Below are 23,264 nucleotides of genomic sequence, written 5' to 3'. Positions count from 1 at the left end.
CTTCGCGACAACCCGAGCCCACCATGTCCACCCTCCTCCAGCACGCCCAGATCGACTGGGACGACCAGGGCCGCCCCCATTCGCGGCAGTACGACGATGTGTATTTCTCGAAGAACGAAGGCATCGAGGAAACCGTGCACGTGTTCATCGAACAGAACCGTCTGCGTCAGCGCTTCGCCAACCTGGAACCTCAAGCCTGCCTGGTGATCGGTGAGACGGGGTTCGGTACCGGCCTGAATTTCTTCTGCGCCTGGCAGTTGTTCAGGCAGCACGCCCCCGTCACGGCGCGCCTGCATTTCGTCAGTGTCGAAAAGTACCCGCTCGCCCCTGCCGACATGGCCCGCGCGGTACGCCTGTGGCCGGAGCTGGCGGCCTGCACCGAGCCGTTCCTGAAGCAGTACGTGGCGGTGCACCAGGGGTTTCAGCCGTTCACCTTCGACGATGGCCGTGTCACCCTCACCTTGTTGATCGGCGACGTGCTGGAGCAACTGCCGCAGCTCGATGCCAAGGTCGATGTGTGGTTCCTGGATGGCTTCGCCCCGGCGAAGAACCCCGACATGTGGACCCCTGAGCTGTTCGCGCAACTGGCCCGGCTGTCGTACCCAGGTACCACGCTGGGCACCTTCACCACCACCGGCTGGGTACGCCGTGGGCTGGTGGAAGCGGGCTTCGCCATGAAGAAGGTGCCCGGCATCGGCAAGAAATGGGAAGTGATGAGCGGCGAATTCGGCGGCCTCGCGGCAAGCACGCAAACCCCACCCTGGTATGCCCGACCACCGGCTATCGACGGCCCGCGCGAGGCGCTGGTGATCGGCGCGGGGCTGGCCGGCAGTGCCAGCGCCGCCAGCCTCGCCGCCCGCGGCTGGCAGGTCACGGTGCTGGAACGCCACGATGCCGCGGCCCGGGAAGCTTCCGGAAACCCCCAAGGGGTGCTGTACCTGAAACTGTCCGCCCACGGCACCGCCCTGTCGCAGATGATCCTCTCTGGCTTCGGTTACACCCGGCGACAACTGGAGCGCCTGCAACGCGGCGAGGCGTGGGACAGCTGTGGGGTTTTGCAATTGGCGTTCGACGCCAAGGAGGCCGAGCGCCAGCAGAAACTCGCCGACGCCTTCGACAGCAGCCTGCTGCACAGCCTTGAGCGCGCCGAAGCCGAGGCGGTTGCCGGCGTCGCGCTGCCAGCGGGCGGGTTGTTCTATCCGGAAGGCGGTTGGGTACACCCCCCCGCGCTGTGCCAGGCACAGTTGCAGCACCCCGGCATTCGCGTGTTGACGCATCATGAGGTGATCGAGCTGCGCAAGACCAATGGCCTGTGGCAGGCCTGGAATGGCGAACGCCTGCTGGCCAGCGCGCCAGTGGTGGTGTTGGCCGGTGCTGCTGACGTGCGTCGCTTCGAGCCCTGCGCCGGGCTGCCGCTCAAGCGTATCAGGGGGCAGATCACCCGCCTGCCGGCGACCGACAGCAGCCGTGCGCTGCGCACGGTCGTGTGTGCCGAGGGCTACGTGGCACCGCCGCGTGGCGACGAACACACCTTGGGCGCCAGTTTCGATTTCCATAACCAGGACCTGGCGCCGACCCTGGCCGAGCACCAAGGCAACCTGGCGCTGTTGGATGAGATCTCCGTGGATCTGGCCCAACGTCTGGCTACCGCCGACCTCGACCCCGCGCAGCTGCAGGGGCGAGCCGCGTTCCGCTGTACCAGCCCGGATTACCTGCCGATCGTCGGGCCTGTGGCCGAGCCGCAGGCGTTCAACGAGGCCTACGCGGTGCTGGGCAAGGATGCGCGGCAGGTGCCGGACGTGCCGTGTCCGTGGGTCGAAGGGCTGTACGTGAACAGCGGGCATGGGTCGCGCGGGCTGATTACCGCGCCGCTTTGCGGGGAACTGGTGGCGGCTTGGGCAAGCGGTGAGCCATTGCCAGTGCCACAGGCAGTGGCACAGGCCTGTCATCCGAATCGGTTCGCGTTGCGCCGGTTGATTCGGGGAACGTGATGGGCGGGTTGCCGATCGATGGGGTGCGTCTGTGGGATCGGGCGCGACCCGCGCGGCGTATCGCGAGCACGGCTCGCTCCTGGCGCGGTGTGTAAGCGCAGCGGGCTGCATATAACAGATCGTTCTAAAACTCTCACAATCCCCTCCGGTCAGTTTCTGGTACACGCCCTTCACAGGGCACTGATTCCCCAACGGAAAAACCGGTAAGGACCTATGTGCGGATTAGCAGGAGAGTTACGTTTCACCCCCCTCGACCAAGCCCCTCGCCCGGCCGACCTGGCCGCGGTAGAGCGCATCACTCATCACCTGGCGCCCCGAGGCCCCGATGCCTGGGGTTTCCATAGCCAAGGCCCGATCGCCCTCGGCCACCGTCGGCTGAAGATCATGGACCTGTCCGATGGCTCGGCCCAGCCCATGGTCGACAACACCCTGGGGCTGTCGCTGGCGTTCAACGGCGCCATCTACAACTTCCCCGAGTTGCGCCAAGAGCTGCAGGACCTGGGCTACACCTTCTGGTCCGACGGCGACACCGAGGTGCTGCTCAAGGGCTATCACGCCTGGGGCGCCGCCTTGCTGCCCAAGCTCAACGGGATGTTCGCCCTGGCTATCTGGGAGCGCGATCAGCAGCGCCTGTTCCTGGCCCGCGACCGCCTGGGCGTCAAGCCGCTGTACCTGTCTCGCAACGGTGAGCGCCTGCGCTTCGCGTCGACGCTGCCTGCGCTGCTCAAGGGCGGCGACATCGATCCGATGATCGACCCGGTCGCCCTCAACCACTACCTGAACTTCCACGCCGTGGTGCCGGCGCCACGCACACTGCTGGCCAACGTGCAGAAACTGGAACCGGGCACCTGGATGCGTATCGACCGCCATGGCGAAGTCGAGCGCCAGACCTGGTGGCAGCTGCACTATGGGCCGAACCTGAATGAGCGGGAGCTCGACCTTGAAGGCTGGACCACCCGGGTGCTCGATGCCACCCGCGAGGCGGTGGCCATTCGCCAACGCGCCGCGGTGGATGTCGGAGTGCTGCTTTCCGGTGGGGTCGACTCCAGCCTGCTGGTCGGCCTGCTGCGTGAAGTCGGCGTGGACGACCTGTCGACCTTCTCCATCGGTTTCGAGGACGCAGGCGGCGAGCGCGGCGACGAGTTCCAGTACTCCGACCTGATTGCCAAGCACTACGGCACCCGACACCACAAGCTGCGCATCGCCGAACAGGAAATCATCGAGCAGTTGCCGGCCGCCTTCCGTGCCATGAGCGAACCGATGGTCAGCCACGACTGCATCGCTTTCTACCTGCTGTCGCGCGAAGTGGCCAAGCACTGCAAGGGCGTGCAGAGCGGCCAGGGCGCCGACGAGCTGTTCGCCGGCTACCATTGGTACCCGCAGCTGGAGGGCGCCCAGGATCCTTACAGCGCCTACCGCGACGCGTTCTTCGATCGCAGCCATGCCGAGTATCGCGACACGGTACAGGCCCCCTGGTTGCTGGAAACCGACGTTGCCGGCGACTACGTGCGTGAACACTTCGCCCGGCCGGGTGCCGCCGATGCCGTCGACAAGGCCCTGCGCCTGGACAGCACGGTGATGCTGGTGGACGACCCGGTCAAGCGCGTCGACAACATGACCATGGCCTGGGGCCTGGAAGCCCGAACGCCGTTCCTGGATTACCGTCTGGTCGAGCTTTCGGCGCGCATTCCGGCCCGTTTCAAGCTGCCCGATGGCGGCAAGCACGTGCTCAAGCATGCCGCGCGGCGAGTTATCCCCCATGAGGTGATCGACCGCAAGAAAGGTTACTTTCCCGTACCGGGCCTCAAGCATTTGCAAGGCGCGACCTTGGACTGGGTGCGCGAACTGCTGACTGACCCCAGCCAGGACCGTGGACTGTTCAACCCTGCCATGCTCGACCGCCTGCTGAGTAACCCTCACGGCCAACTGACCCCGCTGCGTGGCTCCAAGCTGTGGCAACTGGCAGCCCTGAACCTGTGGCTCAGCGAACAAGGAATCTGACCGATGAAAGCTCACGAAATCGCTTACGGTCAGCGCCTGCTGCGTGGCCAGTCGCCGTCCTATGAGCGCCTGCAGGCGCGCCTGGCCGGTGACGGCAGCGAACCCCACGACCAGCCCCGGGCACTGCACTGCGGCTGGGGCCGCCTGCTGATCGGCCACACCTTCCCGGATGCCGCGAGCCTTGCCGAGGCTCTGCAGGAGGAGCGCCCCGGCGAACGCGATATCGCCTTGTACGTGGCCGCGCCCCAGCAAGTGCTGGCCCAGGCGCCGCAGCATCTGTTCCTCGACCCTTCCGACACCCTGCGTCTGTGGTTTACCGACTACCGTCCGGCACAGCGGGTATTCCGCGGGTTTCGTATCCGCCGGGCGCAAAGCGAAACTGACTGGCAGGCCATCAACGGCCTGTACCAGGCGCGAGGCATGCTGCCGATCCAGGCCGCGCGACTGACGCCGCGCCACCTGGGCGGGCCGGTCTACTGGCTGGCCGAAGATGAAGACAGTGGTGCGGTGATTGGCAGCGTGATGGGCCTGAACCATGCCAAGGCCTTCGACGACCCGGAATTGGGCAGCAGCCTGTGGTGCCTGGCGGTTGACCCGCAGTGCAGCCGTCCAGGCGTCGGCGAAGTCCTGGTGCGTCACCTGATCGAGCACTTCATGAGCCGTGGCCTGGCCTACCTTGACCTGTCGGTGTTGCACGACAACCGTCAGGCCAAGCGCCTTTACCAGAAGCTTGGGTTCCGCAACCTGCCAACCTTCGCGGTCAAACGCAAGAACGGCATCAACCAGCAACTGTTCCTGGGCCCCGGCCCCGAGGCCGAGCTCAACCCCTATGCCCGGATCATCGTCGATGAAGCCTACCGACGCGGCATCGAGGTGCAGGTGGACGATGCCGCCCATGGGCTGTTCACCCTTAGCCTGGGCGGGCGGCGGGTGCGTTGTCGCGAGTCGCTGAGCGACCTCACCAGCGCGCTGAGCATGACCCTCTGCCAGGACAAGTGCCTCACCCGCCAGGCGCTGCACGCTGCCGGATTGCAGGTGCCGGTGCAGCAGCTGGCTGGCAACGCCGACGACAACCTGGCGTTTCTCGAAGAGCATGGGGCGGTGGTGGTCAAGCCGGTCGATGGCGAGCAAGGCCAAGGGGTGGCGGTCAACCTGACCACCTACGACGAGGTTTGCCAGGCTGTAGACCAAGCCCGCCGCTTCGACAGCCGCGTGCTGCTGGAAAGCTTCCACCCCGGCCACGACCTGCGCATCGTAGTGATTGGCCATGAAGTGGTCGCGGCGGCCATTCGTCATCCGGCCCAGGTGATCGGCGACGGCAAGCACAGCGTCAAGCAGCTGATCGACGCCCAGAGCCGCCGTCGCCAGGCCGCTACCGGTGGCGAAAGCCGTATTCCCATGGACGATGAAACCGAGCGCACCTTGCGCGACGCAGGCCTGGACTACGCCAGCGTGCTGCCTGCCGGCCAGCGCCTGGCTGTGCGTCGCACCGCCAACCTGCACACAGGCGGCACCCTGGAGGATGTGACCGAACGCCTGCACCCGGTGCTGGCCGATGCGGCCGTGCGGGCTGCCCGCGCGCTGGAGATTCCGGTGGTTGGCCTTGACCTTATGGTGCGCGATGCCGCGCAGCCGGACTACGTGATCATCGAGGCCAACGAGCGGGTTGGCCTGGCCAACCATGAACCGCAACCCACTGCCGAACGCTTCGTCGACTTGCTGTTTCCGCATAGCCGGCCATTAGGGTCTTCATGAAACGTCTCGAGACGAAGGTCAGGCAAGGCGAAAACAGCCGAGGAAGCGGCGTTTACGGGTTGTAAATGAGCATTGCGAGGCTGTTTTCAACGCAGCATCACCGAGTATCAAGGGTGTTCGTACAGAGCCTAGCCTGAGTGGATGAATTTCAGCGCCTGTGCCGGCCTCTCCGCTCCTGCCCTGAACCTGTGGGAGCGGGTTTACCGGTGAAGAAGCCGGCATGGCCCATACAACGATCAGAGGAGTGCACATGCCCGAACCCGATCTGGACTACCTCAAGCGCGTGCTGCTGGAGATGCTTGCCATCCCCAGCCCCACCGGATTCACCGACACCATCGTGCGCTACGTGGCCGAACGCCTGGATGAACTGGGCATCCCCTACGAGCTGACCCGACGCGGCACCATCCGTGCCACCCTCAAGGGCCGGCAGAACTCCCCCGACCGCGCCGTCTCGGCGCATCTGGACACCATCGGCGCCAGCGTGCGGCAACTGCAGGACAACGGCCGCCTGGCCTTGGCGCCCGTGGGTTGCTGGTCCAGCCGGTTCGCCGAAGGCAGCCGGGTCAGTGTGTTCACCGACACCGGTGTCTACCGCGGCAGCGTGCTGCCGCTGATGGCCAGCGGTCACGCCTTCAACACCGCCATCGACCAGATGCCCGTGAGCTGGGAACACGTCGAGGTGCGCCTGGATGCCTATTGCGCCACACGGGCCGACTGCGAGGCGCTGGGCCTGGCCATCGGTGATTTCGTTGCCTTCGACCCACTGCCGGAGTTTACCGAAAGTGGCCATATCAGCGCCCGCCACCTGGATGACAAGGCCGGCGTGGCGGCCTTGCTGACCGCCCTCAAGGCGGTGGTCGACAGTGGACGACAGCCGCTGATCGACTGCCATCCGCTGTTCACCATCACTGAGGAAACCGGCTCCGGCGCCGCCGCCGCCCTGCCCTGGGACGTGAGCGAATTCGTCGGCATCGACATCGCGCCAGTCGCGCCCGGCCAGGCATCGAGCGAGCATGCGGTAAGCGTGGCCATGCAGGACTCCTCCGGTCCCTACGACTACCATCTGTCGCGCCACCTGCTGAAACTGGCCGGAGACCAATGCCTGCCGGTGCGGCGCGATGTGTTCCGCTACTACTTCAGCGACGCCCATTCGGCAGTCACCGCCGGGCATGATATCCGCACCGCGCTGGTGGCCTTCGGCTGTGACGCCACCCACGGCTATGAGCGCACCCATATCGACAGCCTGGCCGCGCTCAGCCGCTTGTTGTCGGGCTACCTGCTCAGTCCGCCGGTGTTCGCCAGCGACTCGCAGCCGGCCAATACCTCGCTCGAGCGCTTCAGCCACCAACTGGAGCACGATGCGCAAATGGAGAGCGACACCCGGGTGCCCGCGGTGGACAGCCTGATCGGCAACAAAGGTTGAAGTGGGGCGGCCTTGCGTCGCGATGGGCCGCACCGCGGCCCCCACTTCCTGAGGTTTCGCGTAGCATGCCCGTACCTACGCTCCAGGAAACGCACCTGACATGCTGATCCCCTACGACCAACTGCAAGCCGACACACTGACCCGCCTGATCGAAGACTTCGTGACCCGCGACGGCACCGACAACGGTGACGATACCCCGCTGGAAACCCGCGTGCTGCGGGTGCGCCAAGCGCTGGCCAAAGGGCAGGCGTTCATTCTCTTCGATCCCGAGAGCCAGCAGTGCCAGCTGCTGGCCCGCCACGATGTGCCGCGGGAATTGCTCGACTGACCGTCAAAGCGTGTGCAGCTTGGGTTGCTCGCCGGCCTTGATGCGCTTATAGACCTCACTGCGGTGCACCGCCACTTCACGCGGTGCATCCACGCCCATGCGCACCACGTGGTCCCGTACCTCCACCACCTTGATCCGAATGTCGTCACCGATGGTGATGACCTCGCCGATTTCACGCGTAATGACCAACATGCTCCGATCCTCCAGCGACAGGGAAAACTGGAGACTGCATCGGGCACATTAGGCTACTCAACGCCTTGACCGAAATTCAGAACAACCCTACACGATGTGGTAAATCGCCCTACAGACAACCCTCACGGTCAGCGGCTTTGAGCCTTGGCTCGCATCTTCACCGCCATTTCCGCCATCTCGTCATACAGCCGCTCCGGGGCCTGGCGTTTGAGTTGCCAGGCCTGGCGGCCCGCTTCGTCAGGCAGGATCAGGAATTCCCCGGCTGCCACCTGCCGATGGATATGCTCGGCAATCTGGGCGGCGCTGATCGGCGAGCCTTCCAGCAGCTTGCCGACCTGGGCCTTCATGGCCGGGTCCGGCCCACGGAAAGAATCGAGCAGGTTGGTCTGGAAGAACGACGGACATACCACATGAACCGCCACCTCGACCTGGCGCAGTTCGACCAGCAGACTCTCCGAAAGCGCTAACACACCGGCCTTGGCCACGTTGTAGTTGCTCATGCCCGGCCCCTGCATCAACGCAGCCATGGAGGCGATGTTGATGATGCGCCCCCTGCTGCGTTCGAGCAGCGGCAGGAATGCCTTGCACCCCTTGACCACGCCCATCAGGTTGACCGCGATCTGCCAGTCCCAGTCCTCCAGCGACAGCTCGGCGAAGAAGCCACCCGAGGCGACACCGGCATTGTTGACGATGACATCGATACCGCCGAGTTTCTCGTCGCAAGCCTGGGCCAGGGCGGTGAGCTGGCTGTAGTCGCGCACGTCGCAACGTTGCACGAAGCCGTCGCCACCGACCGCGCGGCACAGTTCGAGGGTTTCGCGCAGGCCGGCTTCGTTGACGTCGGCCAGCGCCAGGCGCCAGCCCTCGCGCGCCCAGCGCAGGGCGATCTCGCGGCCGAGGCCGGAACCGGCGCCGGTGATCATGATGCGGTTTTGCATGGTGGCAGGCCTTGTTCTGACAGGTGATGAGACGAGTCTAATCAAGGCGTGGGTGGCAGGCAGGGTTAATCAGGGTAGTGAATGGGGGCCCATCGCCCGCAGCAGTCAGCCTGCCGACGATGGGTGCGTGGGGCCGAACACACAAAAATGGAATCTTTCCCCTCGCCCACCAGTCCGAATTAGCAAGAGGCCAGCAGTCCGAGGCCCTTGCCCTTCAACTACCCAAGGACTCCGTTATGACCACGATCCTCATCATCATCCTGATCCTGCTCTTGATTGGTGGCTTACCGGTCTTTCCACACTCGCGCAGTTGGGGCTATGGCCCTTCCGGCATCATCGGCGTGGTGCTGGTGATTCTGCTGGTGCTATTGCTACTGGGCATGATCTAGCCGGCCTGGTACGAAAAAACCGCGATACGGGTCGCCCCGCATCGCGGTTTTTTTACATCTTCAGTGTTTAGTGGGACACAGCGCCAGAAGCCCCCAGGCCCGTTTGCGAACGAACGAACTGCGGGAAGAACAGCGCACGCTCGTCTTCGGCGGCCTTGGACTTGTCGGTGACCGAGAAGAACCAGATACCGACGAAGGCGATCAGCATCGAGAACAGCGCCGGGTACTCGTACGGGTAGACCGGTTTTTCGTGGCCGAGGATCTGCACCCAGATGGTAGGGCCGAGGATCATCAGCGTCACCGCGCTGACCAGCCCCAGCCAGCCGCCGATCATGGCGCCACGGGTGGTCAGCTTCTTCCAGTACATCGAGAGCAGCAGCACTGGGAAGTTGCAGCTGGCGGCGATGGAGAAGGCCAGGCCGACCATGAAGGCGATGTTCTGCTTCTCGAACAGAATACCCAGACCGATCGCCAGCACGCCCAGGGCGATGGTGGTGATCTTCGACACGCGGATCTCGTCCTTGTCGTTGGCCTTGCCCTTGCGCCAGACGCTGGCGTAAAGGTCATGGGACACCGCCGAGGCACCGGCCAGGGTCAGGCCGGCGACCACCGCCAGGATGGTGGCGAAGGCCACCGCCGAGATGAAGCCGAGGAACACACTGCCACCCACGGCATCGGCCAGGTGCACCGCCGCCATGTTGTTGCCGCCGATCAGGGCGCCAGCGGCGTCCTTGAAGTCTGGGTTGGTGCTGACCAGCAGGATCGCGCCGAAGCCGATGATGAAGGTCAGGATGTAGAAGTAACCGATGAAGCCAGTGGCATACAGCACGCTCTTGCGAGCTTCCTTGGCGTCACTGACGGTAAAGAAGCGCATCAGGATATGCGGCAGGCCAGCGGTACCGAACATCAGCGCCAGGCCCAGGGAGAACGCCGAGATCGGGTCCTTGACCAGGCCGCCAGGGCTCATGATCGCCTCGCCTTTGCTGTGCACCTTGATCGCTTCGGAGAACAGGGTGTTGAAGTCGAAGCCCACGTGCTTCATCACCATCAGCGCCATGAAGCTGGCACCGGACAGCAGCAGCACGGCCTTGATGATCTGTACCCAAGTGGTGGCCAGCATGCCGCCGAACAGCACGTACAGGCACATCAGGATACCCACCAGGATGACCGCGACGTGGTAGTCCAGGCCGAACAGCAGCTCGATCAGCTTGCCCGCGCCGACCATCTGCGCAATCAGGTAGAACGCCACCACCACCAGCGAACCGGATGCCGACAGGGTGCGGATCTCCTTCTGCCCGAGGCGGTAAGAAGCCACGTCGGCAAAGGTGTACTTGCCCAAGTTACGCAGCCGCTCGGCGATCAGGAACAGGATGATCGGCCAGCCGACGAGGAAACCGATCGAGTAGATCAGGCCATCGTAGCCAGAGGTGAACACCAGCGCGGAAATACCCAGGAACGAGGCTGCCGACATGTAGTCGCCGGCGATCGCCAGGCCGTTCTGGAAGCCTGTGATCTTGCCGCCGGCAGCGTAGTAGTCCGCCGCCGACTTGTTGCGTTTGGAGGCCCAGTAGGTGATGCCCAGGGTGAAAGCGACGAAGGCCACGAACATGGCGATCGCCGACACGTTCAGCGGCTGTTTCTGCACCTCGCCGGTCAGGGCATCGGCAGCCCACACGGCGGGTGCGAAAGCACCGCAGGCCAGTACGGCCAAGGCTTTGGCGTGGCGAATCATTGTTGCGCCTCCTTCAGGATGGCCTTGTTCAGCTCATCGAACTCGCCGTTGGCGCGGCGAACGTAGATGGCGGTGAGGACGAATGCCGAGACGATCAGACCGACGCCCAGGGGAATGCCCCAGGTGATCGACGACTCAGGGCTGAGCTTGGCGCCCAGAATCTGAGGACCGTAGGCGATCAGAAGGATGAAAGCGCAGTACAGGCCGAGCATGATTGCCGAGAGAACCCAGGCAAACCGTTCGCGTTTGGTGACCAGCTCCTTGAACCGCGGGCTGTTTTGTATCGAGAGGTAAATGCTGTCGTTCATTGTTTTTGTCCTAGCAGCACAGATAGGGGATGGAACCCACACCCTTACTTTATGCTGCCTTTGGACACCAACCAGACGACCTTAGTCTTAGATGCAACGGTGTTTTACAGAATCCGTAAAAAAGCTGTGCTGGTCTTGGGTCTTGCACAGGCACGTAGATAGAGCGCCGCCCGCGCGGCGCATCGCCAGCAAGGCTCGCTCCTACGTGGGTTCACGGCCAGGGAGGTCTGTCATTGCGCGCAGACCCACACGAGCGATTGGCCCGAAACAAACGCAGGAGCGAGCTTTGCTCGCGATGCGCCGCGCGGGCGGCGCTCGATCTCACAGGCGCTCAAGGATCAACGGCAAGCACCTCCCCCTACCCGTGATTACTTGCCAGTCCACTCCTTGACCCGCTCTGGGTGCTTGGCGACCCAATCCTTGGCCGCTGCCTCAGGCTTGGCCCCTTCCTGGATCGCCAGCATCACCTCGCCGATCTCGTCCTTGGACTGCCAGCTGAACTTCTTCAGGAACTCCGCCACTTCCGGTGCCTTGGTGGCCAGTTCCTTGCTGCCAATGCTGTTGACGGTCTCGGCAGCGCCGTAGACGCCTTTCGGATCTTCAAGGAACTTCAGCTTCCACTTGGCGAACATCCAGTGCGGCACCCAACCAGTCACGGCGATGGACTGCTGCTTGGCATAGGCACGGCCCAGTTCCGCGGTCATCGCCGCGCCCGAACTGGCCTGCAACTTGTAACCGGTCAGGTCGTAGTCCTTGATGGCCTGGTCGGTCTTGAGCATCACACCGGAGCCGGCGTCGATGCCGACGATTTTCTGCTTGAAGGAAGTATCGGTCTTGAGGTCGCCAATGCTCACCGCCTTGACGTACTCGGGGACGATCAGGCCGATCTTGGCATCCTTGAAGTTCGGGCCATAGTCGACCACGTTGTCCTTGTTCTTGGCCCAGTATTCGCCATGGGTCACCGGCAACCAGGCCGACAGCATGGCATCGAGCTTACCGGTGGCCACGCCCTGCCACATGATGCCAGTGGCCACGGCCTGTAGCTTCACGTCATAGCCGAGTTTTTGCTTGATTACTTCGGCGGCCACGTTGGTTGTAGCCACGCTGTCGGCCCACCCATCCACGTAACCGATGCTGACTTCTTTGGCCATTGCCTGAGCCGCGCTCATGGCCAATACCATGGCGGTGCCCACACCCAGGAAACGACGCATTTTTGTAAAAGTAGCCATCAAAGCATTCCCTCGTCAGGTCTTGGAGATTGCATCATCTGCCTGCCACACAGGCACCCCTGCTCCATCTGCGACCTTTACCCGAACCATATGCGACAGCACTTCGCCATTAGCGCCATATCTCTGCTCCGCTCTGCGCGATCCTTGCATGCCAAAGCATTGGCGCCAGGCTACTATCTATCCTTTTGTGCCTGACGATGGACCGCCTGATGCCCACTGCTGCCCGCTGGACGCTGCCTGTATACCTGCTTGCCTGCCTGCTGGCCCTCATCGGGCTTGGGGCGCTCTGGTACGGGCTTGGCAAGCCGGTGCACCTGGCCGATGCGGCGAGCCCCACGCACAAGCTGCAGTGCGCCTCGTACACCCCTTTCGACAAGGACCAGTCCCCTTTCGACCAGCCATTTCGCCTGCGCCCGGCGCGGATGGACGCCGACCTGGCGCTGCTGGCTGAACGATTCAAGTGCATCCGCACCTATTCCATGACCGGTCTTGAAGCCATTCCTGCACTGGCCCGCAAACACGGCCTGAAGGTGATGCTTGGGGCCTGGGTCAACGCCAATCCGGTGGACACCGAAAAGGAGGTGGACTTGCTCATCGCGGCGGCCAACGCCAACCCCGATGTGGTCAGCGCGGTGATCGTCGGCAACGAGGCGCTGCTGCGCAAGGAGGTCACCGGTGAACGGCTTGCGGGGTTGATCGCCAAGGTCAAGGCCCAGGTCAAGGTGCCGGTGACCTACGCCGATGTCTGGGAGTTCTGGCTACAGCATCCACAGGTGGCACCTGCAGTGGACTTCCTGACCATTCACCTGCTGCCCTATTGGGAAGATGACCCACGCGGCATAGACGATGCCCTGGCCCATGTTGCCGAGGTACGCCGCGTGTTCGGCAACCGCTTCGCCCCCAAGAACATCCTGATAGGCGAAACCGGCTGGCCCAGCGAAGGCCGCCAACGGGAAACCGCCGTGCCCAGCCGGGTCAACGAAGCACGCTTCATCCGCGGTTTCGTCGCCATGGCTGAGGCAAACGGCTGGGATTACAACCTCATCGAGGCCTTCGACCAGCCCTGGAAGCGCGCCAGCGAGGGCGCGGTGGGAGGTTACTGGGGGCTTTACGACGCCGACCGGCAGGACAAAGGCGTGCTGGAAGGGCCCGTGAGCAACCTGCCCTATTGGCCGCAGTGGCTATTGGCTTGCGGGATGCTGATGGCGGCCCTGCTACTGCTGGCCGGGCGCCCTGCGACGCCTGAGGCGGCTTTTCTGCTGCCGCTACTGGCTGCGTTTGGTGCAGCCTGCCTGGGGCTGTGGGGCGAGCTGATGCGCACCCATGCTCGGTTTGCCGGTGAATGGGTGTGGGCTTTACTGCTGGCTGCGCTGAACCTGCTGGTGCTGGTGCACGGTGTGCTGGCGCTGACGCGCCACGAAGGCTGGCGAGCGCGGCTGTTCGCCTGGTTGCAGGCGCGCGCCGGATGGCTGTTGCTCGCTGGAGGTTTCGCAGCGGCGGTCAGCATGCTGGCGATGGTGTTCGACCCACGCTACCGCAGTTTCCCCACCGCCGCGCTGGCTTTGCCGGCGGTGGTGTACCTGCTGCGGCCAGTGGCAACGGCGCGGGCGGAAGCGGCCTTGCTGGCGTTGATCGTGGGTGCTGGCGTGGCGCCGCAGCTGTTCAGGGAAGGGCTTGAAAACCAGCAGGCCTGGAGCTGGGCGGTGGTGAGTGTGCTGATGGTGGGCGCGTTGTGGCGCAGCCTGCGGCTTAGGAAGGCGTGAAACTGCAGCCCACCTTGGCATTCAACCCTTGCGCATCTCAATCCCTACCCCGCCGTACCAACCGCAACCCGGCCAAAACCACGGCGAACACCGCCATGCTGGCGGTATACAACACCAAAGCCGGAATGCCGAACAGCAGTGCCAGCACCGCCAACCACCAGCCCGCCCTGCCCGGCACCACCTGGGCGAGCAACGCCAGGCCCAGCCCGGCCCAGGCCAGTAGCTGGTAATGGATCCCCAACCCCAGCAACGCGCGCGCCTGGCACTGCCAGTACTCGCCAGGCGCCGTGCACAGCCCGACCCATTGGCTGTCTTCCATCAACCCATAGCGCACGCCGTAGCTTGCAGCCAGCCACAAGGCCAGCGCCGTGAGCAGCACAATGGCCGGCAACGAACGAGACATCCAGTTCTCCAATAGCGGTAATCGAGGGTCTTCATGATCGCCCAGGCCTAGGACTAAGGCAAAATCACATCCCGACAGCTAAGGTGCACAGAACCTGCATCGCCATAACATCTGGGGCGACAAAGACCACCGCACCGGGCAACTTTGCCCCGGATAACGTGGTCCTAGCCTGCGTACCGAATTACCTTGCGCTTTTCTGGGGGAACACATGCTTCGACCTTTGCGCCTTGCCGCCCTGCTCTGCGGCCTGCTCATGGCTGTGGCCGCGTCGGCGCGTGATATTGACGCCGCGAGCTACGGCTACCCCTTGACCAACCCGTTCGAGGCCACCATCGCCACCACGCCGCCCGAGCAGCGCCCGGCCTTGCCCAGCGACGATGACATCAACCAGGCCGATTACAGCCTGAACCTGCGCCCCGAGCGCGAATTCACCTTGCCCGACAACTTCTGGTCGGTGAAGAAACTCAAGTACCGCCTGGCCCGCCAGGACCGCGAAGCGCCGCTGATCTTCATCATCGCCGGCACCGGCGCGCCCTACTCCAGCAGCATCAACGAGTACTTGAAGAAGTTGTTCTACCAAGCCGGCTTCCATGTGGTGCAACTGTCGTCGCCCACCAGCTGGGACTTCATGAGCGCCGCCTCGCGCTTCGCCACACCGGGCGTCAGCCAGGAGGACGCCGAGGACATGTACCGGGTCATGCAGGCGGTACGTGCGCAGCACCCGCGCCTGCCAGTGAAGGACTTCTACCTCACCGGCTACAGCCTCGGTGCACTGGACGCAGCGTTCGTCAGCCACCTCGACGAAACCCGCCGCAGCTTCAACTTCAAGCGCGTGCTGCTGCTCAACCCGCCGGTCAACTTGTATACCTCGATCAACAACCTGGACAAACTGGTGCAGACCCAGGTCAAAGGCATCAACCGCAGCACCACATTCTATGAACTGATGCTGAAAAAGCTCACCCGCTACTTCCAGGAAAAAGGCTACATCGACCTCAACGATGCCCTGCTGTACGACTTCCAGCAGTCACGCCAGCACTTGTCCAACGAACAGATGGCCATGCTGATCGGCACCTCGTTCCGTTTCTCGGCAGCCGACATCGCCTTCACCTCCGACCTGATCAACCGCCGTGGCCTGATCATTCCGCCGAAGTTCCCGATCACCGAGGGCAGCAGCCTGACGCCGTTCTTCAAGCGCGCCTTGCAATGCGACTTCGACTGCTACCTGACCGAGCAGGTCATTCCCATGTGGCGGGCACGCACCGACGGCGGCAGCATCCTGCAACTGATCGACCAGGCCAGCCTCTATGCCCTGGAAGACTACCTGCGCAACAACGATAAGATCGCGGTGATGCACAATGCCGACGATGTCATCCTCGGCCCAGGCGATATCGGTTTCCTGCGCAGGGTGTTCGGTGATCGCCTGACCCTTTACCCCCATGGCGGCCATTGCGGCAACCTCAACTACCGCGTCAACAGCGACGCCATGCTGGAGTTCTTCCGTGGTTAAGAAATTGCTGCTTGTCTGCGCCCTCCTCGCTGCTGGCAACACCCTGGCGGCAGAGCGCGCGCCGCGAGCCAGCGTGATCGAGGCCGACCCGGTCGTGACCCCCGAGTCCGATGGTTTCCTCGACCCGCTGCGCGAACTGAAATTCAACCCTGGGCTCGATCAGCGCGAATTCGAGCGCTCGACCCTGGAAGCCTTGAACATCTATGACCCGCTGGAGTCGATCAACCGGCGCATCTACCACTTCAACTACCGCTTCGACCAATGGGTGCTGTTGCCGCTGGTCGACGGGTACCGCTACGTCACCCCAAGCTTCGTGCGTACCGGCGTGAGCAACTTTTTCAACAACCTGGGTGATGTGCCGAACCTGGCCAACAGCGTGCTGCAGCTGAAGGTCAAGCGCTCGGCGCAGATCACCGCGCGGCTGATGTTCAACACCATCATCGGCGTCGGCGGGCTGTGGGACCCGGCAACCAAGATGGGCCTGCCGCGTCAGAGCGAAGACTTCGGCCAGACCCTGGGGTTCTATGGCGTGCCTGACGGGCCTTACATCATGCTGCCGATCCTCGGGCCTTCGAACCTGCGCGACACCACGGGGCAGGTGGTGGACTACGTTGGCGAGCAGGCGGCCAACTACCTGAACGTTGCCGAGGCCAGTACGGACCACCCGGAAATCCTGGCACTGCGTGTGGTGGACAAGCGCTACACCACCCAATTCCGCTATGGCCAGCTGAACTCGCCGTTCGAGTACGAAAAGGTGCGGTATGTGTATACCCAGGCGCGCAAGCTGCAGATAGCGGAGTGACAGAGCAGGGGCCGCGTGCGGCCCGATCGCCGGCAAGCCGGCCGCGATGGCTCAGAGGTTGAGGAACTGGCGCAGTTCCTTGCTCTTGGCCAGCGCATCCCGCCGCCCGAGTTCGATCAATTCACTGCAGTAACTGGCCTCGAACAGCAGATAACTCAACACCCCCGCTCCGCTGGTCCGGGTGGCGCCCGGCCCGCGCAGGAACAGCCGCAAAGCCGCAGGCAGTTCACGCCGATGCCGCGCTGCGATCTCGTCCAGCGGCTGGCTGGGCGCCACCACCAGCACATCGATCGGCGCCAGGCCCAGGCGCCGCGCGTCCAGGTGGGCCGGCAACAGGCGGCTCAGGTAATTGAGGCGCTGGAGCAGCTCGATATCGTCTTCCAGGCTGTCGATGAACGTGCTGTTGAGCATGTGCCCGCCGATCTGCGCCAAGCTGGGCTGCTGGCCACTGAACACGCGCTGGGTCGGCAGGGGCGGTGCCGGCCGCTGGGGGTTGCCGCTGACCCCCACCACCAGCACCCGGCTGGCGCCCAGGTGCAGGGCCGGGCTGATAGGGGCGGACTGACGTACCGCTCCATCACCGAAGTATTCGTCCCCCAGCCTTACCGGCGCGAACAGCAACGGGATAGACGCGCTGGCGAGCAGATGCTCAATGGTCAGGGGCGTGGGCACACCGATGCGTCGATGACGCAACCACGACTCGATGGTGCTACGGGCCTGGTAGAAGGTCACCGCCTGCCCTGACTCGTAGCCGAAAGCGGTGACCGCCACGGCGCGCAGCTGTTCGCTGGCCAGGGCATGGCCGATGCCATCCAGGTCCAAGTGCGACTGCAACAGGCGATGCAGGGGTCGGTTGTCCAGGAGCGCGACCGGCACCGGCCCTCCCAGCCCCATCAGGTTGTGCGCGACAAAACGGCTGGCCTGACGGATGACGCCAGGCCAGTCGCTGCGCAGCACCAGGTGGCTGCGCAGGTTCTGCCAGAATGCGGTGAGCCGGTGCACCGCCTCGGTGAAGCGGGTGGCGCCACTGGCCAAGGTCACGGCGTTGATGGCGCCGGCCGAGGTGCCGACGATGACCGGGAACGGATTGGGCGCACCGGGTGGCAGCAGCTCGGCGATGCCGGCCAGCACACCGACCTGATAGGCAGCACGGGCACCGCCGCCGGAAAGGATCAGGCCTGTGGTTGAGGTCATCGATTCATCCTGTCTGTTCTGACTTTAATCGCCGGAACTGGCCACACGGGAGGTCAGCGCTTTTTCTTGTCGTACAGCCGTGGCGCACCTTCAGGGCGCGACTTGAAGCGTCGGTGCGCCCACAGGTACTGCTCGGGGCACTCGCGCAGCACGCTTTCGACCCACTGGTTGATACGCAGGCAATCCGCCTCTTCGCTTTCACCAGGGAAATCGGCCAGCGGTGGATGCACCACCAGACGATAGCCGCTGCCATCTTCCAGACGCTTCTGGGTGAAGGGAATGACCTGCGCCTTGCCCAGGCGGGCGAACTTGGTGGTGGCGGTCACGGTTGCCGCCGGAATGCCGAACAGCGGCACGAACAGGCTCTGCTTGGCGCCGTAGTCCTGATCCGGTGCGTACCAGATCGCCCGGCCCGAACGCAGCAACTTGAGCATCCCGCGCACATCCTCACGCTCCACGGCCAGCGAATCGAGGTTGTGACGCTCGCGACCGCGACGCTGGATATAGTCGAACAGCGGGTTGCCGTGCTCGCGGTACATGCCGTCAATGGTGTGCGCCTGGCCGAGCAATGCGGCGCCGATTTCCAGGGTGGTGAAGTGCACGGCCATCAGGATCGCGCCCTGGCCCGCCTGCTGGGCTGCCTGCAAGTGCTCGATCCCCTCGATGTGCGCCAGGCGAGCCAGCCTGGCCTTCGGCCACCACCAACTCATGGCCATTTCGAAGAATGCGATGCCGGTGGAGGCGAAGTTGGCCTTGAGCAGACGCCGCCGTTCGTCGTCCGACAACTCCGGGAAACACAGCTCCAGATTGCGTGCGGCAATGCGCCGGCGCTCACCGGCCACCCGGTACATCAGCGCGCCCAGGGCACTGCCAAGCCACAACAGGGCACGGTAGGGCAGCTGCACCACCAGCCACAGCAGGCCCAGGCCCAGCCACAGGCCCCAGAATCGCGGGTGAAGGAAATAGGGTCGAAAACGCGGGCGTTCCATTGAAGCTTCCGGCAAGACAAAGAGCGCGCATTCTACATCGGTTCGCCGCCGGTTGCGGCCAACCGGTCTTATCGTTATAAGTCAGGGCACTTTTTTCGCAACAAGCCGTCTATGCAGACCATGAGCCCAAACCACACACCCGACACCCCCACCGTGTTCCAGCTCAAGGGCAGCATGCTCGCCATCACTGTGCTGGAACTGGGGCGCAACGACCTCGAAGCCCTCGATCGCCAGCTGGCGGCGAAAGTGGCTCAGGCCCCGAATTTCTTCAGCAACACGCCGCTGGTGCTGGCGCTGGACAAGCTGCCGGCCGACGAAGGGGCGATCGACCTGCCTGGGTTGATGCGCATCTGTCGCCACCATGGCCTGCGTACCCTGGCGATTCGTGCCAGCCGTATCGAGGACATCGCCGCGGCGATCGCCATCGACCTGCCGGTGCTGCCGCCGTCCGGGGCCCGCGAGCGACCGCTCGAGCCCGAGCCCGAAGTGAAGAAGCCCGAGCCGGCCCCTGCCCCGCCGCCACCGCCCGAGCCAGAGGTGCGCCCGACCCGCATCGTCACCTCGCCGGTGCGTGGCGGCCAGCAGATCTACGCCCAGGGCGGCGACCTGGTGGTCACAGGTTCGGTCAGCCCAGGTGCGGAACTTCTCGCCGATGGCAACATCCATGTGTACGGCGCCATGCGCGGCCGTGCCCTGGCAGGTATCAAGGGCAACACCAAGGCGCGTATCTTCTGCCAGCAAATGACCGCCGAAATGGTCTCGATCGCTGGCCAATACAAGGTTTGCGAAGACCTGCGCCGCGACCCGCTGTGGGGCTCGGGTGTGCAGGTCAGCCTGTCTGGCGACGTGTTGAACATCACCCGTCTTTAACGGATACTTGCCGACATTTTTAGGCAACATTTTGTGCGTTGCCGTTTTTTGTATTTTGCAGGGACCCGCGTCCCGACTTAATTTAGGGGTGAAACACCTTGGCCAAGATTCTCGTGGTTACTTCCGGCAAGGGGGGAGTGGGCAAGACCACTACCAGCGCCGCCATCGGTACCGGCCTCGCACTGCGTGGCCACAAGACTGTCATCGTCGACTTCGACGTGGGCCTGCGTAACCTCGACCTGATCATGGGCTGCGAACGCCGCGTGGTGTACGACTTCGTCAACGTGGTCAACGGCGAAGCCAACCTGCAGCAGGCCCTGATCAAGGACAAGCGCCTGGAGAACCTGTACGTGCTGGCCGCCAGCCAGACCCGTGACAAGGACGCGCTGACCCAGGAAGGCGTGGAAAAGGTGCTGATGGAGCTCAAGGAGCAGTTCGACTTCGTCATCTGCGACTCGCCTGCCGGTATCGAGAAAGGCGCGCACCTGGCCATGTACTTCGCCGACGAAGCCATCGTGGTGACCAACCCAGAGGTTTCCTCGGTACGTGACTCCGACCGCATGCTGGGCATCCTGTCGAGCAAGTCGCGCCGCTCCGAGAACGGTGAAGAGCCGATCAAGGAACACCTGCTGATCACCCGCTATCACCCCGAGCGCGTGGAAAAAGGCGAAATGCTGAGCATCGCCGACGTCGAAGAGATCCTGGCGATCAAACTCAAGGGTGTAATCCCCGAGTCCCAGGCGGTGCTCAAGGCTTCCAACCAGGGTATCCCGGTCATCCTCGATGACCAGAGCGATGCCGGCCAGGCTTATAGCGATACCGTCGACCGTCTGCTGGGCAAAGAAAAGCCCCTGCGGTTCATCGAAGTGCCGAAGCAAGGATTCTTCGCGCGCCTGTTTGGAGGCAAGTAAACCATGAACCTTTTTGACTTCTTTCGTGGCAGACAGAAACAGACCAGCGCGTCGGTAGCGAAAGAGCGTCTACAGATCATCGTGGCGCATGAGCGCGGCCAGCGCAGCGAGCCGGATTACCTGCCGGCCCTGCAGAAAGAACTGCTCGAAGTGATCCGCAAGTATGTGAACATCGGCAACGACGATGTGCACATCGAGCTGGAAAACCAGGGTAGCTGCTCGATTCTGGAACTGAACATCACCCTGCCGGATCGCTGATTCGGCATCGGGTTGTGATCATTGGGGCTGCTTTGCAGCCCATCGCCGGCAAGCCGGCTCCTACACCCAACCGGTAGGAGCCGGCTTGCTGGCGATGGGCCGCAAGGTGGCCCCAATGGTTTACCCCGCTTTCACAGAGACCCCGCAATGCCGCTGTCGAACATCCAGATCCTTCACGAAGACGCCGCCATCCTGGTCATCAACAAACCGACCCTGCTGCTGTCGGTGCCAGGCCGTGCCGAGGACAACAAGGACTGCCTGATCACCCGCCTGCAGGAAAACGGCTACCCGGATGCACTGATCGTTCATCGCCTGGACTGGGAAACTTCCGGCATCATCCTGCTCGCCCGCGACGCCGACAGCCATCGCGAGTTGTCTCGCCAGTTTCACGACCGCGAGACGGAGAAGGCCTACACCGCACTGTGCTGGGGCCAGCCGGCGCTGGACAGCGGCAGCATCGACCTGCCGCTGCGCTACGACCCGCCCACCAAGCCGCGCCACGTGGTCGACCATGAGCAGGGCAAGCATGCCCTGACCTTCTGGCGCATCGTCGAGCGCTGCGGTGATCATTGCCGGGTCGAGCTGACGCCGATCACCGGGCGCTCGCACCAGCTGCGTGTGCACATGCTGTCGATCGGCCATCCGCTGCTGGGGGATCGGCTGTACGCCAACCCCGAGGCGCTGGCAGCCCATGAGCGGCTGTGCCTGCATGCGTCGATGCTGAGCTTTACCCACCCGGTGTCCGGCGAGCGCCTGAAGTTCGAGTGTCCGGCGCCGTTCTGATCCATCGGTGCTGGGTTCTTCGCGGGTAAACCCGCTCCCACAGGAACACCACTGGCCTTGAGGGCATAGGTCAACTTGTGTGGGCTTGCCCGCGAAGAGGCCGGCACATTTTCCCGACCAACTGCGCTAAACTCGCGCCACTGCTGTCTGGAGTGAGTTATGCGCGATTCCCTGAATGCCGGCCTGATCGAATTCCTCAAGGCCTCCCCGACGCCCTTCCACGCCACCGCCAGCCTGGCCCAGCGCCTCGAGGCGGCCGGCTACCAGCGCTTGGACGAACGCGACAGCTGGGCCACCGTGCCTGGTGGGCGCTACTACGTAACCCGCAACGACTCATCGATCATCGCCGTCAAGCTGGGCAAGCAATCGCCCCTGCTGGGCGGTATCCGCATGGTTGGCGCCCATACCGACAGCCCTTGCCTGCGGGTCAAGCCGCAGCCCGAGCTGCAGCGCCAGGGCTTCCTGCAACTGGGCGTCGAAGTGTACGGCGGCGCCCTGCTGGCCCCGTGGTTCGACCGCGACCTGTCGCTGGCTGGGCGGGTCACCTTCCGCCGCGACGGCAAGGTCGAAAGCCAACTGATCGACTTCAAGTTGCCGATCGCGATCATCCCCAACCTGGCGATCCACCTGAACCGCACCGCCAACGAGGGCTGGGCGATCAACCCGCAGAACGAACTGCCGCCGATCCTGGCTCAGGTGGCGGGCGACGAGCGTATCGACTTCCGCGCCGTACTCACCGAGCAGCTGGCCCGCGAGCACGACCTCAATGCCGACGTGGTGCTGGATTACGAACTGAGCTTCTACGACACCCAGGACGCCGCACTGGTCGGCCTGAACGGCGACTTCATCGCCGGTGCCCGCCTGGACAACCTGCTGTCGTGCTACGCCGGCCTGCAGGCCCTGCTGGCCGCCGACAGCGACGAAACCTGCGTACTGGTGTGCAACGACCACGAGGAAGTTGGCTCGTGCTCGGCCTGCGGCGCTGACGGCCCGATGCTGGAGCAGACCCTGCAGCGCCTGCTGCCCGACGGTGACGACTATGTGCGCACCCTCCAGCGCTCGCTGATGGTCTCGGCCGACAATGCCCATGGCGTACACCCCAACTATGCCGACAAGCACGATGGCAACCATGGCCCGAAACTCAATGCCGGCCCTGTGATCAAGGTCAACAACAACCAGCGCTACGCCACCAACAGCGAAACCGCCGGCTTCTTCCGCCACCTGTGCATGGCCGAGGAAGTACCGGTACAAAGTTTCGTGGTACGCAGCGACATGGGTTGTGGTTCGACCATCGGCCCCATCACCGCCAGCCATCTGGGTGTACGCACGGTCGACATCGGCCTGCCGACCTTCGCCATGCACTCGATCCGCGAGCTGTGCGGCAGCCATGACCTGGCGCACCTGGTGAAGGTACTGACGGCGTTCTACCGCAGCCGCGAATTGCCCTGAGCCAGACACATCGCCGGCAAGCACGATCCCACAGGACGAGGCTTGTCGG

The 23,264-nt window shown here is 63.9% G+C and carries 22 protein-coding genes; 14 read left to right on the top strand and 8 right to left on the bottom strand.

Features of this window, described 5'->3' with window-relative positions:
• Window positions 1-23: 23 nt before the first annotated feature.
• The 5 genes from mnmC to VXM67_RS08510 all read left to right on the top strand — a co-directional run bounded on the left by mnmC (window position 24) and on the right by VXM67_RS08510 (window position 7,498).
• Window positions 24-1,991: a bifunctional tRNA (5-methylaminomethyl-2-thiouridine)(34)-methyltransferase MnmD/FAD-dependent 5-carboxymethylaminomethyl-2-thiouridine(34) oxidoreductase MnmC gene (gene mnmC / locus VXM67_RS08530; protein WP_023379247.1), complete on the top strand. Its 1,968-nt coding sequence runs from the start codon at window positions 24-26 to the stop codon at window positions 1,989-1,991.
• Between the two features lie 213 nt (window positions 1,992-2,204).
• Entirely contained in the window at window positions 2,205-3,992 is a 1,788-nt protein-coding gene (locus tag VXM67_RS08525) for an N-acetylglutaminylglutamine amidotransferase (protein WP_023379246.1), read from the top strand.
• Window positions 3,993-3,995: 3 nt separating this feature from the next.
• On the top strand, window positions 3,996-5,747 hold the full coding sequence (ngg, locus tag VXM67_RS08520; protein ID WP_104882069.1) for an N-acetylglutaminylglutamine synthetase: 1,752 nt from the start codon (window positions 3,996-3,998) through the stop codon (window positions 5,745-5,747).
• 250 nt (window positions 5,748-5,997) lie between these two features.
• A complete protein-coding gene (locus VXM67_RS08515; protein WP_023379244.1) occupies window positions 5,998-7,170 on the top strand; it encodes an osmoprotectant NAGGN system M42 family peptidase in 1,173 nt (390 codons plus the stop codon).
• A 100-nt stretch (window positions 7,171-7,270) separates the two neighbouring features.
• The gene (locus tag VXM67_RS08510) at window positions 7,271-7,498 is read left to right on the top strand and encodes a YheU family protein (RefSeq protein WP_023379243.1); all 228 of its coding nucleotides are present in this window, start codon (window positions 7,271-7,273) and stop codon (window positions 7,496-7,498) included.
• A gap of 3 nt (window positions 7,499-7,501) precedes the next feature.
• Here VXM67_RS08510 and csrA read toward each other — a convergent pair whose 3' ends face one another.
• Both csrA and VXM67_RS08500 read right to left on the bottom strand, forming a co-directional pair.
• The gene (gene csrA, locus VXM67_RS08505; RefSeq protein WP_023379242.1) at window positions 7,502-7,690 is read right to left on the bottom strand and encodes a carbon storage regulator CsrA; all 189 of its coding nucleotides are present in this window, start codon (window positions 7,688-7,690) and stop codon (window positions 7,502-7,504) included.
• Window positions 7,691-7,818: 128 nt separating this feature from the next.
• Window positions 7,819-8,628 carry an SDR family oxidoreductase gene (locus VXM67_RS08500; protein WP_367237596.1) on the bottom strand — a complete coding sequence of 270 codons (810 nt, stop codon included), beginning with the start codon at window positions 8,626-8,628 and terminating at the stop codon, window positions 7,819-7,821.
• Window positions 8,629-8,864: 236 nt separating this feature from the next.
• On the opposite strand from VXM67_RS08500, the gene VXM67_RS08495 reads away from it, so the two are divergent.
• Complete coding sequence (locus VXM67_RS08495; protein WP_003252624.1) at window positions 8,865-9,017, top strand: DUF3309 family protein; 153 nt, start codon at window positions 8,865-8,867, stop codon at window positions 9,015-9,017.
• Between the two features lie 67 nt (window positions 9,018-9,084).
• Here VXM67_RS08495 and VXM67_RS08490 read toward each other — a convergent pair whose 3' ends face one another.
• The 3 genes from VXM67_RS08490 to VXM67_RS08480 form a co-directional block, all read right to left on the bottom strand.
• Window positions 9,085-10,749, bottom strand: a complete 1,665-nt coding sequence (locus VXM67_RS08490; RefSeq protein ID WP_023379240.1) for a cation acetate symporter — start codon at window positions 10,747-10,749, stop codon at window positions 9,085-9,087.
• On the bottom strand, window positions 10,746-11,057 hold the full coding sequence (locus tag VXM67_RS08485; RefSeq protein ID WP_023379239.1) for a DUF485 domain-containing protein: 312 nt from the start codon (window positions 11,055-11,057) through the stop codon (window positions 10,746-10,748). Before VXM67_RS08485 ends, VXM67_RS08490 begins: the two co-directional genes overlap by 4 nt.
• A 368-nt stretch (window positions 11,058-11,425) precedes the next feature.
• Complete coding sequence (locus VXM67_RS08480; RefSeq protein ID WP_027906882.1) at window positions 11,426-12,286, bottom strand: glycine betaine ABC transporter substrate-binding protein; 861 nt, start codon at window positions 12,284-12,286, stop codon at window positions 11,426-11,428.
• A gap of 197 nt (window positions 12,287-12,483) precedes the next feature.
• Between VXM67_RS08480 and VXM67_RS08475 the strand changes: the two genes are divergently transcribed.
• Window positions 12,484-14,049 carry a glycoside hydrolase gene (locus tag VXM67_RS08475; RefSeq protein ID WP_023379237.1) on the top strand — a complete coding sequence of 522 codons (1,566 nt, stop codon included), beginning with the start codon at window positions 12,484-12,486 and terminating at the stop codon, window positions 14,047-14,049.
• 37 nt (window positions 14,050-14,086) lie between these two features.
• On the opposite strand, the gene VXM67_RS08470 is transcribed toward VXM67_RS08475, so the two are convergent.
• A complete protein-coding gene (locus VXM67_RS08470) occupies window positions 14,087-14,452 on the bottom strand; it encodes a hypothetical protein (protein ID WP_023379236.1) in 366 nt (121 codons plus the stop codon).
• A gap of 208 nt (window positions 14,453-14,660) precedes the next feature.
• On the opposite strand from VXM67_RS08470, the gene VXM67_RS08465 reads away from it, so the two are divergent.
• Window positions 14,661-15,959 (top strand): serine protein kinase PrkA, encoded by a 1,299-nt coding sequence (locus VXM67_RS08465; RefSeq protein WP_023379235.1) that lies wholly within the window; start codon window positions 14,661-14,663, stop codon window positions 15,957-15,959.
• The gene (locus VXM67_RS08460; protein WP_023379234.1) at window positions 15,952-16,761 is read left to right on the top strand and encodes a VacJ family lipoprotein; all 810 of its coding nucleotides are present in this window, start codon (window positions 15,952-15,954) and stop codon (window positions 16,759-16,761) included. The genes VXM67_RS08465 and VXM67_RS08460 overlap by 8 nt, the downstream gene beginning before the upstream one ends.
• Window positions 16,762-16,812: 51 nt before the next feature.
• On the opposite strand, the gene VXM67_RS08455 is transcribed toward VXM67_RS08460, so the two are convergent.
• Window positions 16,813-17,955, bottom strand: a complete 1,143-nt coding sequence (locus tag VXM67_RS08455; protein WP_023379233.1) for a patatin-like phospholipase family protein — start codon at window positions 17,953-17,955, stop codon at window positions 16,813-16,815.
• A 53-nt stretch (window positions 17,956-18,008) separates the two neighbouring features.
• Window positions 18,009-18,944: a lipid A biosynthesis lauroyl acyltransferase gene (locus tag VXM67_RS08450; RefSeq protein ID WP_023379232.1), complete on the bottom strand. Its 936-nt coding sequence runs from the start codon at window positions 18,942-18,944 to the stop codon at window positions 18,009-18,011.
• A 111-nt stretch (window positions 18,945-19,055) separates the two neighbouring features.
• Here VXM67_RS08450 and minC point away from each other — a divergent pair, with 111 nt between their 5' ends.
• The 5 genes from minC (at window position 19,056) to VXM67_RS08425 (ending at window position 23,215) form a co-directional block, all read left to right on the top strand.
• On the top strand, window positions 19,056-19,814 hold the full coding sequence (gene minC / locus VXM67_RS08445) for a septum site-determining protein MinC (RefSeq protein ID WP_027906883.1): 759 nt from the start codon (window positions 19,056-19,058) through the stop codon (window positions 19,812-19,814).
• A gap of 98 nt (window positions 19,815-19,912) precedes the next feature.
• Complete coding sequence (gene minD, locus VXM67_RS08440) at window positions 19,913-20,725, top strand: septum site-determining protein MinD (protein ID WP_023379230.1); 813 nt, start codon at window positions 19,913-19,915, stop codon at window positions 20,723-20,725.
• Between the two features lie 3 nt (window positions 20,726-20,728).
• Complete coding sequence (gene minE, locus VXM67_RS08435; protein ID WP_003252572.1) at window positions 20,729-20,983, top strand: cell division topological specificity factor MinE; 255 nt, start codon at window positions 20,729-20,731, stop codon at window positions 20,981-20,983.
• Window positions 20,984-21,130: 147 nt separating this feature from the next.
• Entirely contained in the window at window positions 21,131-21,766 is a 636-nt protein-coding gene (locus VXM67_RS08430) for an RluA family pseudouridine synthase (RefSeq protein WP_019472567.1), read from the top strand.
• A gap of 159 nt (window positions 21,767-21,925) precedes the next feature.
• Entirely contained in the window at window positions 21,926-23,215 is a 1,290-nt protein-coding gene (locus tag VXM67_RS08425) for a M18 family aminopeptidase (protein WP_023379229.1), read from the top strand.
• The last annotated feature ends 49 nt before the right edge of the window (window positions 23,216-23,264 follow it).

The organism is Pseudomonas sp. Rh2 (assembly GCF_040762985.1).
GTDB classification, from domain to species: Bacteria; Pseudomonadota; Gammaproteobacteria; order Pseudomonadales; family Pseudomonadaceae; genus Aquipseudomonas; species Aquipseudomonas taiwanensis.
This window is presented reverse-complemented; position numbering and strand designations above follow the sequence as displayed.